The organism is Vibrio sp. C8 (assembly GCF_054051265.1).
Genome location: NZ_JBPAOE010000017.1, coordinates 1 through 16,968, shown reverse-complemented (window position 1 = coordinate 16,968; position 16,968 = coordinate 1). Strand labels below are relative to the sequence as shown.

The following is a 16,968-nucleotide window of genomic DNA, read 5'->3' as shown; positions in this document are numbered from 1 at the left end:
TAGTGCTTGAAAGTTCTGTGAGTATTACGACTATTTATTTAAATGATAAGAATCGTTAGTTGACGCTACTCATGGTTAGATTGCGTAAATCACTTCTGAATATAGTGTCTGAGTCATCACTGAAATCTTTAAAATCCCTATATACGTGTTTGAGACATTCTGTGTTGTTGTCATCCGCAGCACATAGATTAAGGTAATCATGGTAATCAGACACTAAAGGGAAGTATACCAAAGAGCGAGCACTTTCGTTAAACTGTGCATGCATCCACGTTTGCATATAGGCAATTTTTTGGGCTTTGTTAGCTGGATCATGTTTAATCGCTTCAAGTACGATGCCATTCCAGAAATTTGGATGGTTGGTTCGATAATCATTTCCAGATCTGTCGCCAATTTCAGTGATTGCAGGAACTTTACTTTCCAAGATTGAGAAGTCTACAAGCTGGCCAATTTGATTTCGATATTCACTAAGATCGGTCTGATCGTATAAGTCCATGCCTACAATGTCTACATAGCTGGTACCGTCGGCTTCATCGGTAGGGTAGTATTTAGTCGCATCTCCAAAGTCTCGTCCAACTCCAGTGTCGGGAGACCATGCAAATAGTACATTATTGGTGTTTTTTTTTATATAGTTAACAATATATTTGTATAGTTTTATATACATGCCTTGGTGGTCATAATTTGGAGCAAGCTCCGCTGATGAACCCCACCAGAACCAATCACCATTCATCTCATGGTATAGGCGGAGGACAACAGGAGTACCACCTGATACAATCTCACCTTCATAAGAATTACCATTGTTAATTATGTCGATGATCTCTTCCCAAGTTTTTAGTAAGCTGTAGAGTGCGTTTTTGCCACGGTCTTTGTACTTTTCAGCTTCACCTTGTTTCCAGTTAGCATCGAGCGTATCAATATCTTGAATAATATGGGAAAGATAGTTTTTATTGTTCTCGTTTAGTTTCTCACTACCGTCTGCCCAGACCTTAGGTATTGCGCCTCCCTTATGGTGAAAATCCATTGTAATAATTGCACCGTTCTCATAATCCTCCCTAGCTGCCCGAATATGGTTCATCCGTTCTTTTTTCTCACGGTACAACATGTAGTTAGGATCTGTACCATGCACTGCGCCAAATTTATTACTGATTGCTTTTAGGTCTGATGATTTTGTATCACTGTTAGATCCTGGATGACCTTCGTGGGAGTATGAAAGAGGAAACTCAGCACCAAATGCAAATTTGTCACATGCACTAACAGAAGATAACATGGCAAGTAGGGATTTTGCTTCAGAGGAAATACTTTCGTCTGCGGCAGTGAATTTTCCGCCTAGTGTGGAACAATTTGTGACCTGCTCATACGCAGGAATTCCGTGGCAGCTCTGTTTGTTTTCCCACCCCCAGCTGTCAGAGTCTACAGATGTGCTGCATGCTGGAGCTGAGTGTTCTATGGCTATTGAGTAGATAGCTGGAGCAGCGTACGAGCTTGTTGGAACTGAGCCAATTCTCAGGGTATTCACTCCCGAATTTAGACTCACCGATGTCTGGTATTTGTTTGAGCTGTTAAAACTACCGTTACCATTCAAAAGTAACGTAGTCGGACTATCATTATTAACGGTAAGAGCCACGGTCGTAATATCACTTGATGAGTATTTGATATCTAAACTCTGTTCACCATAGTGTGGGGACCAGATTACAAATTCAATGTAACCTTCATTTTCGGACTTGAGTTTAACGTAGTTGCCATTTTGCGAAACGAGAACACCAGAATATTGGTTGGCTTTAGATGCCTTAATTATAATAGGGTCGTGTTGCGCGTATACACCAAATGACGTTAGCAATCCAACCAGTAACGTAAGTTTATTCATAGATTTTATGACCTTTTGTCGAGTGAGGTAAATGTCTGAGGTCGGAGCCTATGACCTTTTAAAGCAGTTTATGGAGGGAATCTAAACTACTTTATTAAGGGTACTTTCCAACTTTCAGGTATAATTGTAATCATTTTTTTGCATTATTAATCGACTATAAATTATTTAATTGAATCGATTCACAACATCGATTTAGATTAATGATAACGTTACGATATTCTCTTAGATTTGTGTTTATAATGTGACGGACTCCCCATTATTCTGGTGTTTAAATTAGAGGTTTCTAAAATTCGCACAACTTGGACACAGGTACAGTAAAATGCTGAGTTAATGCCAGTAGTCTGACACCCTCCTCGAGTTGTTAAGCATTGGGATAGTACTCTCCCTTTTAACTCTTACTGTTGCTAAACTGCATGGTCGTTTTAACAAGTTAAACGTGGTCTTTAATTGACTCATAGCAGAAAGGTTTACTTAACTTCAGCTGAGGCTGTGAGGGGCAATACAGAAACAAGAGCCCTTGGGGGAAGGACTCTTAGGGCAGGAGCTTAGAAGTCTAAGCTTGAATCAGAGAGACTGCGTTGCGCATTGCTTCTTTGGTTGAACACTCGATAACGTTGGCGCTGGTAAAGCGGTGAGCATCTTTCACTTGTATGTCGTGAGCAAGGATAACCAGCTTAGCGTTTGCGACGTCTAAGTCAGTGATGCGGTTCTGAATACCGTTTTGACCTTGAGTTTCTACTTTGATTTTTATACCAGCCGCTGCGCCTGCTTTTTCAAGCGCTTTTGCCGCCATAAATGTGTGTGCCACGCCAGATGGGCAGCAGGTTACCGCTACTATGTCATATTTGCCTTCGCCAGCAACTGGAGCCGTAGGGGTTACTTGTTCTATTTCTGCTTCAGGATCTTCTTCTACAACCGGTTTCCAGAAGCCAACGATAAGTGCAGTTGTTAAAGAGCCTAATGCGATACCTACTACGTACATTGGGATGTTGCTTGATACTGGAGCTGTAATTAAGCCGCCCCATGGAGCGTGCAGTAGAACGTTAGTCAGGAAGCCAAACACACAACCAACGATACCGCCTGCAACTATTGAAGGAAGAACTCGTACAGGGTCGTTCGCTGCAAATGGGATAGCGCCTTCAGAGATACCGATAGAGCCCATGATAGCAGCAGCTTTACCTGCTTCTTGCTCTTGCTTGGTGAACTTCTTCTTGAATAGGAAAGTCGCGAGAGCCATACCCAAAGGTGGTGTACAGATTGCGATACCCACACCACCCATTAACCATGGTTGAGTATCAACCTGAGTCTGAGCGAATAGGGTAGCAACTTTGTTGATTGGACCACCCATATCGAACGCTGTCATACCACCAAGAATCGTACCTAGCACGATTTTAGAGGCGCCAGCCATCGAAGCAAGGAACTCGTTCATTGAAGCCATGAAGATCTTGATTGGCTCGCCGATACCCCACAACACAATGCCCGCAGAGATGATGGTACCGACAAGTGGGTAGATAAAGTAAGCGCCCAGCGCGGTCATGTTGGCAGAAAGAGGGATCTTCTTAAGTTGGAATATCACACCACCCGCGATGAAGCCCGCTACGATACAACCTAGGAAACCACCGCCCATATCCGCCATGATGCCAGAAGAGATCATTGCTGGTGCAAGTGCTGGTTTGTCTGCAATTGAGTAGCCGATAAAGCCACCCAGAATAATTGGGAACAACACTAAGCCTTTGATGCCGATATTTGAAATATCGGCTAATATGCCGTCAGCAGGGACTGCGCCTTTACCTGATACCATTACCGCTAATGCCAGTAATACACCACCGGCAACAATAAATGGCAACATGTGTGAAGTACCAAATAAAAGGTGACCTTTCATGGTACTGAGAAGTTTTTTTAAATCGCTACTGTTGCCAGTAGTTTGAGCTGTTAGGGTACTCATAATTTTATGCCTTATGAATTAATTAGAATATTGAGTATTTGGTTTTCGTTTTTTGCTTTATGGATATCCTCTATAAACTTTTCGCTAAATTTTCCGAATAGTTCTTGAAGAACATAAATATGATGATCAGCACCGTTGTCAGGTGACGCAATCATAAAAAATAGGGTCGGTTTGACGCCGTCTTCGTCGCCGTAATCAATGCCTTCACGCTTTACCCCCATTGCAATGGACGGCTCTGTAACAGCTTGGCTTTTCGAGTGCGGATAAGCGATGCCATCCATGGAAGTGACACTCAAAGCTTCACGAGTTTCGATGTCGGTTAAGAAAGCTTCTTTGTTGTTGATTCGGTTGTTATCAAATAATACCTGTGCCAATTCTTCAAAGAGCTCTTTCTTATTGGTGGCTTGAATATTGTTATTGATTAATTTTGTGGTCATTAATTCAGTAATCATATTTAGACTTATTATTCATGAAGTAATAAATTCAATGTAATTAATGAAGTGAATTGGTGAAATAGTAAAAAAAATACAATAGCTAGACTTTTGTATCACCAATAGTTAAGTGTGATTTAGCTCTCCAAGAAATAACAATAAAATTAGCGAATGAATATAAAAAGCCAATAACGATAGTTATTGGCTGAATAGTAAGATGCAAAATGTTCTGGAAGTTTGCGGAGTTTTGTTAGCAGTAAGCGCGAGCGACTCTGCCTTGGCTGCGAATTGTATACTTTTGCGCGTAAGCAGGGATGAAAACGGATTGTCCTTTTTCTAATACGCAGGTCTCGCCATTCGCGTGTGTAATAACTAACGCAAAGTCTAGTGGCAACAGTATTTCAGCGCTGTGGACCTCTAGTGAGAGATCGGTAGCGCTTAGTATGATGGAAAACTTGAAGTCATCGACCGGGACTGGGTATTCGAATACGCCGTTGTTTTCAATTGGCGCTAACAGTAGATTATCAAACGGCGTCTCTCTGAAACGAGTACATGCAACAAGCTCTTTGACGTCGATGTACTTTGGTGTCAGGCCAGCACGCAGAACGTTATCTGAATTCGCCATGATCTCAAGTCCGGTCCCTTTTAAGAACGCATGTGGTGTTTCTGCATCCAAAAACATCGCTTGCCCGGGAGCAAGGGTGATTACGTTTAGTATTAGTGGCGCAAACAAACCAATGTCTCCTGAGTATTGCTCCTCCAGATCTGAGATCAGGTCGAACAACGGCATATCGATGATGCTAGCCTGTGCTAATAGCACGGCTAGCGCCATCTCCTTTTGTTCACCTTCTAGCGATAGCAATCCAGAGAAGAAATTCGCCAAACCAGTTGGTGTTTGCTCGGCGATAAGATCGTTTACTAAGTCTTGCAGTTCTGGAATCGCAAGCTCTGAGAAGAAGTTGATGATTTCGTTTATTGGACGAAAGCCATTCATCGCTTGATATTCCGTTAATGCGTAAACTAACTCTGGCTTGTGATTGGGATCTTTATAGCTACGATTTGCTGCCGTTAGTGGTACACCTTGTTGTTCTTCCCCCACGAAGCCGAGTTCTGCTTGTCGCTTATTGGGGTGAACTTGAATTGAAAGCGCTTTTTCTGCCGCTAACACTTTGAAAAGGTAAGGAAGCTCGCCAAAGTGAGTGGCGACTTCTTTATTTAAAAATGCATTCATGTCTTTGGAAATCAGAGTAGAAAGCTTGGTTTCTTCGCCGTCAAACAAGACCGTTGAGCAACCATTTGGATGTGCTCCCATCCAAATTTCTGCTTGAGGTTTGCCTGTCGGGTTATCAATCCCAAACAATTGATTTATAGAGGTTGTGCTGCCCCAAGCGTAATTTTGAATCAAATTGTTCATCACAAAGAACATCGGATGACTCGTTGTGGTTTGGAGAGTTTGTGTTTCGGGTTTCGTTAAGTCAGACATAGAGTGTCACCATAGGAGGTCATCATGGCTCGGAAATTGTCCGAGCCTTTGGAGTCGGTAGGAGGAGGGATTAAGCGATAGCTTCAATCCTTTTTGCTTTGCGAACTTTCTTCAGCGTTACACATGTAACTGCGGCAACCACTGCACCTGCCGCCATACAAACCAGTGCAATTAATGGATGGTTCATCGCACCAAGTATGGCGACCACTGGACCGCCGTGCGCTACGCTGTTAGTGATGCCGAATGAGAACGCCATGACCGCCGCGACCATTGAACCAAGTACGTTTGCAGGAATCACCGACATCGGATCTTGAGCTGCGAATGGGATTGCACCTTCGGAGATGCCGACCAGACCCATCGCACCTGCTGCTTTACCAGCTTCAGTTTCTGACTTTTCGAACAGGTCAAACTTACGACCTAATACGGTTGCTAATGCCATGCCTAGTGGAGCAACTGGTATTGCACACGCCATCGCGCCCATAAATTGTGTTTGACCGCTTGCAATCATGCCTACAGAGAATAGGAAGGCGACTTTGTTGAAAGGACCACCCATATCGAAGCCAGCCATACCACCAAGTACGATACCGAGAAGAACAACGTTACCTGAGCTCATGCTGGTAAGTAGCGCGGTTAGACCATCCATTAAGCTTGCGATTGGCGCGCCGATAACGAAGATGAACAGACCTGCAATGAATAGTGAACCTGTGATTGGTGCAATCATGATTGGCACCAGAGGTTGGATGAACTTGTGGTAGTTAATTGAGGTAATCCACTTCACGAAATAACCCACAAGCAGACCCGCGATAATCGCGCCGATAAAGCCTGCACCTGCATCCGCACCATAGAAAGAACCGTTGTTGGCAATCCAACCACCGATTAGGCCAGGTGTTAACGCTGGGCGATCAGCAATCGCGTACGCAATGTAGCCAGCAAGAATAGGAATCATCAATGTAAAGGCAATCACACCTACATTGAGGATTTGATTCCACATGCTGCCTTCTGGGATTGCCATGCCGGCTTCACTAGGCTGACCGCCAATCGCTAGCGCGAGAGCAATCAATAAACCGCCAGTTACTACAAATGGGATCATGTGTGATACGCCATTCATCAAGTAACGATATAGATCAGAGCGAGCTTGAGACGCTTTATCAGCGACCGAAGATTGGCTATTAGCGTTTGCGTCTACTTTGTACGTTGGAGCGTTTAACGCCTTGTTAATCAGTGCTTGAGCATTACGAATCGGCGCTTTGACGTTGGTTTTTACCACGCGCTTACCCGCAAAGCGGCTCATGTCGACTTGTTTGTCACACGCGACAATGATTGCATCAGCACGCTCGATTTCTTCTACTGTCGGGCTGTTTTTCACACCAATTGAGCCATTGGTTTCAACCTTAACTTCGTACCCCATCGTCGCAGCGCCTTTTTCTAACGCTTCGGCGGCAAGATAGGTATGTGCAATGCCGGCAGGGCAGCCTGTTACGCCGATGATGAAGCCTTTGCTTTCTTCAGCGCTTATTGTTGACTGTGGCTCTTGTTTCGCCAGCAACAGCGCTAGCGCTTCTTCAGTGTTTGAAGCGTTTAGAAAGGCGTCAATAAAGCCTTCTTCAATCAGTTTTGAAGAAAGCTCGGCTAGCACTTCGATGTGGTGGTTATCGCCACCATCTGGAGAGGCGATCATAAAGAACAGTTTTGATGGCAAACCGTCTTCTGCTCCGTAGTCGATACCCGATTGGCTCACGCCAATAACAACTGCTGGCTCAAGAACAGCAGCACTTTTCGCGTGCGGAATAGCTACACCATCTTCAAAGCCAGTATTACTTAATTCTTCGCGCTCTTTAATATCGGTCAGAAATTGTGTTTGGTCAGAAATACGACCTTGCGCATGAAGAACAGAAACCAGTTCTTTAAAAACCTCTTCTTTCGAAGTCGCTTGAAGGTCAAGCTTAATCAATTCTTCGTTTATTAATTTGCTGATCATTGTCGAACCCCTATAAATATAATTTTTATTTCAGGGATATTTTTAAATTAATCAGAAGCAGACTGTAGTGAAGAAAAAATGCATTTACTGGAGGATTGTAACCTCTTAATCGCAATGTGATTTAGATCGTCTATCAGGTAACGCGAACTGTATACATGATGCATTATGACGAATCTGATTATCTGTTGTTGTTCTGCAATAATTGGCGGATATACAAGTGATTATGGTTTTTATATTAATTCAAGAACTAGATAATTGATGCGTTAACTAGATTTTTGTAACCTTAAGGTGGAAGTGTGATTTTGTTCAATAGTGTGAAATGACTTTCGGGTGTATATCTATAGCCAATAGCATGATTGATGCATATAGAGTGTGAGAGTATGATATTCCATGATTTAATTTCAGCAGTATTGAATGAACGCGAACCGTTTCACAATATTTTGTTTGCGGGAGATTTTCATACACCACCTGAATTTAGTTATCAGGTGAGTTTCCCTCGTTTAGAGTTAGTACTTTATGGGGAATATATTAATGAGATGGAAAGTCATGACCGAAAAGTCACGAATATTGTTGCAAAAAAAGGGGACGCTATATTTATTCCACCAAACTGTTGGAATAAACCAGACTGGGATAGTGATTGCTCTGTGCTAAGTATACTCTTTGGGCGTCGTCAGCTCGGTTTGAGCTTTGTGAGTAAACGTAAAGGTGAAGCAAACTTCTATGATATCCAAAAGCACAGTATTCAGACTCGTTCAGGCTTCGCTATTGATAACATTTTGGAAGCACTCAGTTCATTAGCTCGCGAAAATACCAAAAAGCCGATGGATGAGTTGCTACTGCAAGCCTTGTTGCAGTACGCAAAAGCGATGTTGGATACACCTGTTGAGCTGCAATCACAAAACCGTGTTCAAGACCTGTATCAGGGTATTTGCATCTATATTCAAGAGAACTTTCATCGGCCAATTACCCGTGACAGTATCGCGTCGCGGTTTAGCATTTCGTCGAACCATTTGTCACGCCTTTTTCGCCAACAAGGGCATATGACGTTGGCAGATTACATCACCTGGGTAAGAGTGGATCGCGCTAAGTTCATGCTGAAAAAGTACAAATTCAAACTCAATGACGTGTCAGTGCGGTGTGGTTTTAAAGATGTGAACTACTTCTGCCGCGTATTTAAAAGCCGCACTGGCAGAACTCCAACAGAATATCGTGGTTCAATTTAGCCCAATCAGCCTACCTGAATTGCTAGGCAAGCAGTCTCGACATTGCGTACATTAGCAGTGCTTGTAAATCCACGCTGCTCTTGGTTAACAATAGGCGTTCTGCCATTTGATCAGCCAGTAGGTTTCGGGTTAAGTTGGTTGCGGCAATGAGCTGTTCGCGAGCCGGTTTTTCTGGCATCACCAGTGCTACAACTAGGTGAACCTCTCCCACCTTGGATTCCCAACCCATAGATTTTTCGTTGGAGATGACGGCAATAGAAATGTAGTCGATGTTGGGAAACATCACGTGAGGTAGGGCGATTCCCGGTGCGACGCATGTAGAGGAACGCTCTTCTCTTTTGATGAAGGCTAGAATCAGCTCGTCGGGGTAAATTGGATGAATCAGCTGCGCGAGCCCTTTTAAACACTCAAATTTAGTGAGGTTCGTATGTGCTTTGGCGTAGTGCCATTTGACTTCACATGGCGGGCATATTTGTGGTAATCGTTGTGCTAATTGGCCAGAAAACTCATAGTTGATGTGGGAGCCGACCACAGTAAAGCGTTCGGCGATGATGTCTTTAATAACAAAACATGCCAGCTCTGCATCAATACCGACAGCGGTAATCTGGCATAGATCGCCTTGCCGCAATCCTACCTGAAAAATCGCGACGGATTTCGTCAGCTCCGCAATACGATTCTGCGTTACGTTTATGATATGTAAGGTGCTTTTGAACTTTTTTGCGACACGATTTAACGCCTGGGCTACATATGCGCTCGCGTTAGCATCTTCGACAAAAAAGGTGATCTGGTATTCGTTCATCGGCGAATTCAGTTGCGGCAGTGGACGAGAAATACGTTGTCGACATTCAGCAACACATCTTCAATTGAGATTTGAATTTTATTCGTGCCTTCGAATCGGGCTGGTTGTTCGATCTCAATATCAGACACAATTAATACGCGGTCGGCATGAGCAATGTCGTGGGGGCTGAGCTGATTTTCAATCCCCATTGCCCCTTGAGTTTCGACTTTGATCTGTACATTATATTTTGGCGCAGCTTTCACTAATGCATCTGCAGCCATATAAGTGTGCGCGATGCCTGTAGGGCACGCTGTTACCGCTACAATTCTCATTCTCTATCCAGTTTGTTTTTTGTGGATACTAGCACAGTGATTATCAGTTGAATCTAACCCAGTTCGAATTAACGCAAGAGTTCTATCACAATTTAAATCTTATGTTACATTAATCCAGTTAATGCACTTTTAGTCCTATATCTCACAGGGTGGGGACTGGTTAATCTATGTCCATATAGAATGAGTAGAAACGTATTCGAGTCTGGGGATTCTGTATCTCAAACTCACATGGGTATATATTCGAGCGCGATTATTGGAAGGTAAAACAATGGACATCAAAAACCTGATTGAGCTAGATACGATCTGCTTAGATATGAAAGCTCAAACCAAACAAGAAGCGCTCGAAGAACTAACCGAAATGTTAGAGGCTGCGGGTAAACTCAATAATTCCAGCCAGTTCTTGGTCGATATCTGGAAGCGCGAAGAGATAGGTAACACCGGTTTTGATGATGGAATTGCTATTCCTCATGCCAAGAGTGTTGCAGTCGTTAAGCCTGCGGTGGCGGTCGGGATCAGCCATAAAGGGATCGATTATGGCGCCGAGGACGGCGAACTATCTGATGTCTTTTTTATGCTAGCTTCGCCCGATGGGGACGATAACCAACACATTGAAGTATTGGCACAAATCTCAACTAAAATCATCGAAGATGGCTTTGTTGAAAAACTAAAAGCTGCGCAATCGAGAGAAGATGCACATGAAATGCTGACCGATATTCAGTCCCAGCCAGATGAATTTCTATCCTCCTCGTTAGAATTTTCCGTTGAGCCATTAAGCCTTTGGGCACAAAAGCTTAGTCGTATCAAAGAACACCTGTTGTTTGGTACCTCTCACATGATCCCTTTTATTGTCTCGGGTGGCGTGTTGTTGTCTCTCTCGGTGATGAGCTCCGGCCATGGCGGTGTGCCAGAACAAGGGGTACTTGCTGATATCGCGCAAATGGGCATTGCGGGGCTGACTCTTTTTACCGCGGTTCTTGGTGGATACATTGCTTACTCCATTGCTGATAAACCGGGGCTTGCTCCTGGTATGATAGGATCTTGGATTGCGGTAAGTAATTACAACACCGGCTTCCTCGGAGCGATTGTTGTGGGCTTCTTTGCGGGGTTTGTTGTGTGGCTTTTAAAGAAAATTCAGTTGCCCGACAACATGAGTTCACTTGGCTCAATATTCATTTACCCACTAGTTGGTACGTTTGTTACATGCGGCGCTGTAATGTGGGTAATTGGCGCACCGATTGCCAGTACTATGACAACCATGAACGAGGTACTGACGGGCATGGCGGGCTCGGGCAAAATGATGCTTGGCACCGTGCTTGGCGCTATGACGGCCTTTGATATGGGCGGTCCAATTAACAAAGTGGCGACTTTGTTTGCACAAACGCAAGTGAATACTCAGCCGTGGTTAATGGGCGGTGTGGGTATTGCGATATGTACGCCACCGTTGGGTATGGCGTTGGCGACGATTTTAGCACCAAGCAAATTTAAACGAGATGAACGTGAAGCGGGTAAAGCAGCGGGCATTATGGGGATGATTGGTATTAGCGAAGGTGCGATCCCTTTTGCGACCGGCGATCCCGCTCGAGTGCTACCAGCTATTGTCGCGGGCGGCATTGTGGGAAATGTAATTGGGTTTATGTTCCACGTAATTAACCATGCTCCATGGGGCGGCTGGATTGTGCTACCTGTGGTCGATGGAAAAATCGGTTATATCGTCGGCACGATTGTGGGTTCTTTTACCACTGCACTAATTGCTATCGCACTAAAGAAAACCGCCACCGAAGATGACAACTATCCTAGTCACTCTCAAAGCTACGGTTCTGTTGTCGGGGAAGGAGAGGCGGACATATTGGCGGTGACGTCTTGTCCATCTGGTGTCGCGCATACCTTCTTGGCGGCGAGGTCGCTAGAGAAAGCTGCATGTACACTCGGCATTAAGATCAAAGTCGAAACCCAAGGGGCGAATGGCGTTATCAACCGACTTACCGAGAAAGATATCGAGAAAGCAAAGTTTGTGATTTTGGCTCATGATGTGTCGATTAAAGAGCCCGAACGTTTTAAAAAAATTAAAGTACTGGACGTCAGCACTAAGGATGCCATTCTAAATGCAACGCCTTTATTGCGAAACAAGAACGTGTATTAAATGTTGTTAATGTGTGCTTATCGCCGAGTGGGCAACTCCTTTTACTATTTGTAATCCACCCTTTTGATTCATATTGCTGCATCGAATAGTTGGGTAGTGGCTTACGTAAGAGTTAAACGCCAGCTATTCATGACTGGCGTTTTCTACTTACAGTCTAGCACTTGCTGTTATACTAGTACGTACGGCGTAGTTAGTAGATAGGTTTTAAGAACTCAATATTGTCGATATAAACGGATCCATCTAAAGGATACTTATCACCTACTATACATAAAAACATGTCTGGTAGTTTTTTGGATACATCCCCTAAGTCAATTTCAACAACTTGTTTGTAGTACGTTTTTCCGTTAAATGTAACTTTCTCTAGATCTCTAACTTGTTTTCTATGTTTATCTGCATCGAGTTTTACCCAGCCATCACCTAATGCTGCATATGGACGTACGCTACCTTTGTCTTCAGAATTGGCCGGTACGTATAATGTGTAACGCATTTTTGTATGTTGGGCGAACCCTTCTACTGCAAGATTGCGAACTTTAAGCTCTTCCCAATCATTTTTTCCTGACCAAACTAGATTTAGTTTTAACATTGGTGAACCAAGGTCATTCGTTGGTTCGACTGCTGGTGACTTCCAACTCGCTTGCCATGTACCTTCTTTCTGCCAACCTTGGGTTGTTCCATCTTCAAAGTCATATTTGGTGCCAACCTCATATCCTTTGATTGGGCGGTCAATTTCTACTTTGATTTTGTCTGTTTGTCGCTCTCCTTGCTCGAATTTAGCGACTGTTATGAGTGTTCGAGAACCATAGCCAATATCACTAGAATTAAGTTTGGCTTCGTAGTATCCGTCTCCGTCAGCATCAGTCATATCTAAAGAGATGTTCTTCTCTGGAATACGGAGCTGAACTTGTTGCGTCTTGTTGCCAAGCTTAGGCATAGGATAGCTACGAACAGTGAAGCTTTGCTCAGAGACCTTCATACCATCAACTGGATATGCCAAATAAACGGTATCTGCTTGGCTATATGTTAGCCCTCGCATCTGCTTCGAGTGATTGACAAGAATACTTGTTGTTCGACTATCGTCATTTAGAATTCTAAAGCCATCATAGTCAGGGTATAGCTTATTTGGTTGGTCTGGATCGGAACTTGTTAAGATCCAGAACATGCTTCCGGCTAAGTCGGTTTCATAAGCTGTTTGAGTCCACTTATGGTAGATGAAATCGCGATTTTGCGGTTCGTCTTTACCAATACCGTATTCTTCAAGTACTGCTGGTTTATTCGCCTTTTTAGCTGCTAAAGCATGATCTTTAATCCATTGTGTTCCCCATTCTTCAGCGTTGTGTTTGCCCCAATGTTCAGGATATAAGTGGAAAGTGCCGTAGTTGATGTTTGGAAGGGTAATGATTCTGTCCCAATCTACACCTTCACCTCCATTGTATGTCCAATCTTCATTATTATTTCTTTTGAAGAAACCTTCAGAGCCAAGGGCTATAAGCTGGTTGGGCGCTAATTCTCGAATGTAATTACTGGTGTCTTTTGCCCAGTTATATAGTAGCTCTCCACTTTTGTCTGACTGCGCCCTTGGTTCATTTGCAAGTTCCCAAGTCATGATTGCTGGTTCGTCTTTATTGGCTATGCCTGTATAGCGGTTTTTATGCTCGATAATATGTTTCACATAGTTTTTGTAAGCGTTGACTATCTCAGCTTGCTTATAAAAGTCATCATGATGTGCGCCATTAAACCAATCTACGTATTGTTGCATGCCACCAAAATCGCCCCAATTGTTAGTGAGAGCAATGACTACACGAATCCCACGCTGTTTGGCTTGAGCTACGGTATAGTCGAGTTTTTCTAGTGCACTCTTAACTCCTGGTGGTGGGGTATAAACACCAGGTTCAGCCTGCATAGTATGTTCATGACTAACACCCTCCATAAATCCCCATACTCGAATCGTATTAAGCCCCATTTCTTTGGCATCATCTAATACAGCATCGATCATCTCATGTGAGCGATAATGCATGTAATAGTTGTTCGTACCTGCAAATCTAAATGGCTTATTGTTGAGTAGCAGTTGATCACCTGACTGAATCACAAAACTCTCCATAGAATCTAAAGGAAAGTTGTTGTCAGCCATATTCGTGTTTACGCCACTACTACATGCGGCTAGCAAGGTGAACAGTGGTAATGGATAGTAGATGTGCTTCATCTTTCGTCCTTAATTGTTATTTAGTTATGCGGCTTATATTTTGGACAGAATCACGCTATAGAATAAATGGTAACGTTTCGATTGTGTGTTTTAGTTCACTATAATCGAAAATATGTGACATTGATCATCAATTCTTGAGTTTTATGTTTATTGTTTAACTTATTGATTTTGTAGTGTTTAATTTATTATCATTGAGTTTGATAAAAAGTCGGAGTGATGGAGTTCACGTATCGTTATATTGTGAGTGGATTAAAATAATCGTAACGTTATTATTTGAGTGGACAGAGTAAACAAGCATCGACAATAGATGTCAATGGAGATAGAGAATGAAATTATTTGTACCTACAATTACAAAAACTATTATTGCGAGCGCGCTAGCTGTTGGACTAAGCGGCGTAGCGAATGCAGAAGCTACTGATGGCATCAATAAAGATTTGGTAAAAGGTAATATTACTTTTTACACAAACAGAACTGATTTGGTCGAAGCTGGTGTATATGACCGTTACGAAAAAGAGTTTAAAGAACTTTATCCTCAAGTGACAGACGTGAAAGTAGTTGGGTTTGCTGATTATCAAGGTGGCTTGCGCCCTCGTATGAATACTGGAGATTATGGCGATCTAGTGCTTATTCTTCCTTCAGTACCTTCTGAGCAGTATGGCAACTTTTATGAGCCACTAAACGACTTATATGGTCCGGATGACGTTTATTTTTATGATGCATGGGCGGATTCAGGCAAAGCATATGGTATCTCAATGGGTAACTCCGTCGAGGGGCTTGTATATAACAAAGAAGTTCTTAAGAAGGCTGGGGTAGAAGTACCAATTACAACTCTTTCCAGTTTCTTCGAAGCGGCAGAGAAAATCAAGGCTAACGGTAAAACTCCTTTATATATCAACTTTGGCGCTCAATGGCCGCTTCAGCAGTGGGATAAGTTCCCTCTAGTTGCCGAGGGTAGTGATGACGTTTACGAAAAAATGTTAACACAAGATAAACCTTTTTCAGGTGATACCTCTTATAACAAGTCTTTGACACTTCTTAAAAAGCTGATTGATGATGGCTTAACGGAAAAAGACCTGATAACAAACTCGTGGGAAGACTCAAAGAACACAATTGCTAAAGGTGATGCTGGTATGTATTATCTAGGTAATTGGGTTATCCCTCAGGTTATCGAACGCGGCGCAGATCCTAGTAATATTGGTTTCATGCCTATGCCTTCAAATGATGAAGGTGTTTTGAACGCGCAAATGAATCATGACTGGGGATATGCTGTCAGTAAGCATTCAAAAAATAAAGAAACTGCTAAAGCGTACTTAAAATTCATTATCGAAGCTTCTGATTTTGAAAAAATCGCTGGGTTTATTCCTACTTTGAAATCTAAAAAGCCGTCGCTACAACAGTTAGACGAGTTTATGAGTTATAAACCAAATGTGATTCAAACGCCAGTTAACTCTTCAACGTTCATCGAAGTAACAAACCGTTCAAAAATTGACTTCTATTCAGGCGGTTACATCCAAGACGTAATCACATCGAAGAACTTTGAAGAAGCATTAGTGAAGCTAGACTCTCGCTGGAATAGAGCTAAGAAGCGAGTGATTAAATAATCCCACTGATAGTATATACCTTCTGTTGTCTGTATTGCCAAGGTCGCTCGGGTGGGCGACCTTTTTATACAAAGTATGTTATATTCTTGTTACATGAGCTAATGCATATACACAAGGGTAATACGAAGCTAATTAAAATTGAGATGATTGAATCGCCACTACTTCACTAGACGACTTTTAGCCTCATTAAAATACTGACGTTCATACTCTAACGGTGATAGCCCATCATTGGAACTATGCTGTCGTTTCGGGTTGTAAGACATCTCAATATAATTAAACACATCCAATCTTTGCCTCGTCTCTGGTCGCATAGATTTTTCGCTTAATTCGTTCACGTTTCAGCAGTTGAAAGAAACTCTCGGCTACTGCGTTATCATGGCAGTTACCTCTACGGCTCATGTTACCTTCCAAACCATGAGCACTTAGAAACTCACTCCAATCATGGCTCGTGTATTGGCTTCCTTGATCTTGAATGAACCAACACTTTGCCAGCAGGTTTACGACGCCATACCGCCATTAATAAAGCATCTAACGCAAGCTCTTTGGTGATACGACCGCCCATTGACCAAGCAATAATTCGTCGTGAGAACAAGTCCATTACGCCTATTTAGGTTCATCGAGTTAGGGAACTAAACTTTGAAACGTTCAACCAAAGAGGATAACTCTTTAACCTTGATATTTAAGTCTTCGCTACCACGCTTATTGTCCTGAGCTAGCTTGGAAGCATCATCACTTTGTTCTGATATCACCACGACCCTTTGAGATATTTCTTGTCCAACTACACTTTGTTGGCTGGTCGCAGTGGCAATTAGAGCGTTCATGTCTAAAATGTCTTGCACAGATTCTTGGATTTTACGAAGAGCGGAAGTCGCTGAGTTAGCTTGAGAGACAGTATCGATACTGCGTTTATGACTCTTGTCCATTACGGTAACAGCATCATCTGAAGCAGCTTTCAGCCGCTGTATGATATCGTGAATGTCTCCAGTACTGTCCTGC

11 protein-coding genes and 2 pseudogenes are annotated in these 16,968 nt (G+C 42.9%); 3 read left to right on the top strand and 10 right to left on the bottom strand.

The window, feature by feature from the left end; all coding sequences use genetic code 11:
• Nucleotides 1-55: 55 nt before the first annotated feature.
• From ACRQQK_RS10695 to ACRQQK_RS10675, 5 genes are all read right to left on the bottom strand, one after another.
• Nucleotides 56-1,861: a glycosyl hydrolase gene (locus ACRQQK_RS10695; protein ID WP_457511361.1), complete on the bottom strand. Its 1,806-nt coding sequence runs from the start codon at nucleotides 1,859-1,861 to the stop codon at nucleotides 56-58.
• A 553-nt stretch (nucleotides 1,862-2,414) separates the two neighbouring features.
• A complete protein-coding gene (locus ACRQQK_RS10690) occupies nucleotides 2,415-3,806 on the bottom strand; it encodes a fructose-specific PTS transporter subunit EIIC (RefSeq protein WP_457511360.1) in 1,392 nt (463 codons plus the stop codon).
• 11 nt (nucleotides 3,807-3,817) lie between these two features.
• Entirely contained in the window at nucleotides 3,818-4,258 is a 441-nt protein-coding gene (locus ACRQQK_RS10685; RefSeq protein WP_457511359.1) for a PTS sugar transporter subunit IIA, read from the bottom strand.
• Nucleotides 4,259-4,487: 229 nt separating this feature from the next.
• Nucleotides 4,488-5,720: a mannose-6-phosphate isomerase, class I gene (gene manA, locus ACRQQK_RS10680; RefSeq protein ID WP_457511358.1), complete on the bottom strand. Its 1,233-nt coding sequence runs from the start codon at nucleotides 5,718-5,720 to the stop codon at nucleotides 4,488-4,490.
• Nucleotides 5,721-5,790: 70 nt separating this feature from the next.
• A complete protein-coding gene (locus ACRQQK_RS10675) occupies nucleotides 5,791-7,698 on the bottom strand; it encodes a PTS fructose transporter subunit IIABC (protein WP_457511357.1) in 1,908 nt (635 codons plus the stop codon).
• A 380-nt stretch (nucleotides 7,699-8,078) separates the two neighbouring features.
• On the opposite strand from ACRQQK_RS10675, the gene ACRQQK_RS10670 reads away from it, so the two are divergent.
• Nucleotides 8,079-8,921 (top strand): helix-turn-helix transcriptional regulator, encoded by an 843-nt coding sequence (locus tag ACRQQK_RS10670; RefSeq protein ID WP_102964525.1) that lies wholly within the window; start codon nucleotides 8,079-8,081, stop codon nucleotides 8,919-8,921.
• A gap of 22 nt (nucleotides 8,922-8,943) precedes the next feature.
• On the opposite strand, the gene ACRQQK_RS10665 is transcribed toward ACRQQK_RS10670, so the two are convergent.
• Together ACRQQK_RS10665 and ACRQQK_RS10660 are read right to left on the bottom strand one after the other, a co-directional pair.
• Nucleotides 8,944-9,720, bottom strand: a complete 777-nt coding sequence (locus ACRQQK_RS10665; protein WP_457511356.1) for a PTS sugar transporter subunit IIA — start codon at nucleotides 9,718-9,720, stop codon at nucleotides 8,944-8,946.
• An 8-nt stretch (nucleotides 9,721-9,728) separates the two neighbouring features.
• Nucleotides 9,729-10,031, bottom strand: a complete 303-nt coding sequence (locus ACRQQK_RS10660; protein WP_102964527.1) for a PTS fructose transporter subunit IIB — start codon at nucleotides 10,029-10,031, stop codon at nucleotides 9,729-9,731.
• Nucleotides 10,032-10,299: 268 nt separating this feature from the next.
• Here ACRQQK_RS10660 and ACRQQK_RS10655 point away from each other — a divergent pair, with 268 nt between their 5' ends.
• Nucleotides 10,300-12,171 (top strand): fructose-specific PTS transporter subunit EIIC, encoded by a 1,872-nt coding sequence (locus ACRQQK_RS10655; protein ID WP_457511355.1) that lies wholly within the window; start codon nucleotides 10,300-10,302, stop codon nucleotides 12,169-12,171.
• Nucleotides 12,172-12,361: 190 nt separating this feature from the next.
• On the opposite strand, the gene ACRQQK_RS10650 is transcribed toward ACRQQK_RS10655, so the two are convergent.
• Nucleotides 12,362-14,371 (bottom strand): cellulase family glycosylhydrolase, encoded by a 2,010-nt coding sequence (locus ACRQQK_RS10650; protein WP_457511354.1) that lies wholly within the window; start codon nucleotides 14,369-14,371, stop codon nucleotides 12,362-12,364.
• Nucleotides 14,372-14,697: 326 nt separating this feature from the next.
• On the opposite strand from ACRQQK_RS10650, the gene ACRQQK_RS10645 reads away from it, so the two are divergent.
• A complete protein-coding gene (locus tag ACRQQK_RS10645; protein WP_457511353.1) occupies nucleotides 14,698-15,972 on the top strand; it encodes an ABC transporter substrate-binding protein in 1,275 nt (424 codons plus the stop codon).
• Between the two features lie 158 nt (nucleotides 15,973-16,130).
• Here the strand turns inward: ACRQQK_RS10645 and ACRQQK_RS10640 are convergent.
• Both ACRQQK_RS10640 and ACRQQK_RS10635 read right to left on the bottom strand, forming a co-directional pair.
• Nucleotides 16,131-16,573 (bottom strand): annotated as a pseudogene (locus ACRQQK_RS10640) (IS3 family transposase); the annotation flags it as partial.
• 28 nt (nucleotides 16,574-16,601) lie between these two features.
• Nucleotides 16,602-16,968: pseudogene (locus ACRQQK_RS10635) on the bottom strand (methyl-accepting chemotaxis protein); the annotation flags it as partial.

Bases quoted from the DNA above. Each gene is read 5' to 3' on its own strand.
- manA (WP_457511358.1), bottom strand. From the start codon at position 5,720: ATGTCTGACTTAACGAAACCCGAAACACAAACTCTCCAAACCACAACG.
- ACRQQK_RS10675 (WP_457511357.1), bottom strand. From the start codon at position 7,698: ATGATCAGCAAATTAATAAACGAAGAATTGATTAAGCTTGACCTTCAA.
- ACRQQK_RS10690 (WP_457511360.1), bottom strand. From the start codon at position 3,806: ATGAGTACCCTAACAGCTCAAACTACTGGCAACAGTAGCGATTTAAAA.
- ACRQQK_RS10645 (WP_457511353.1), top strand. From the start codon at position 14,698: ATGAAATTATTTGTACCTACAATTACAAAAACTATTATTGCGAGCGCG.
- ACRQQK_RS10665 (WP_457511356.1), bottom strand. From the start codon at position 9,720: ATGAACGAATACCAGATCACCTTTTTTGTCGAAGATGCTAACGCGAGC.
- ACRQQK_RS10655 (WP_457511355.1), top strand. From the start codon at position 10,300: ATGGACATCAAAAACCTGATTGAGCTAGATACGATCTGCTTAGATATG.
- ACRQQK_RS10650 (WP_457511354.1), bottom strand. From the start codon at position 14,371: ATGAAGCACATCTACTATCCATTACCACTGTTCACCTTGCTAGCCGCA.
- ACRQQK_RS10685 (WP_457511359.1), bottom strand. From the start codon at position 4,258: ATGATTACTGAATTAATGACCACAAAATTAATCAATAACAATATTCAA.
- ACRQQK_RS10670 (WP_102964525.1), top strand. From the start codon at position 8,079: ATGATATTCCATGATTTAATTTCAGCAGTATTGAATGAACGCGAACCG.
- ACRQQK_RS10695 (WP_457511361.1), bottom strand. From the start codon at position 1,861: ATGAATAAACTTACGTTACTGGTTGGATTGCTAACGTCATTTGGTGTA.
- ACRQQK_RS10660 (WP_102964527.1), bottom strand. From the start codon at position 10,031: ATGAGAATTGTAGCGGTAACAGCGTGCCCTACAGGCATCGCGCACACT.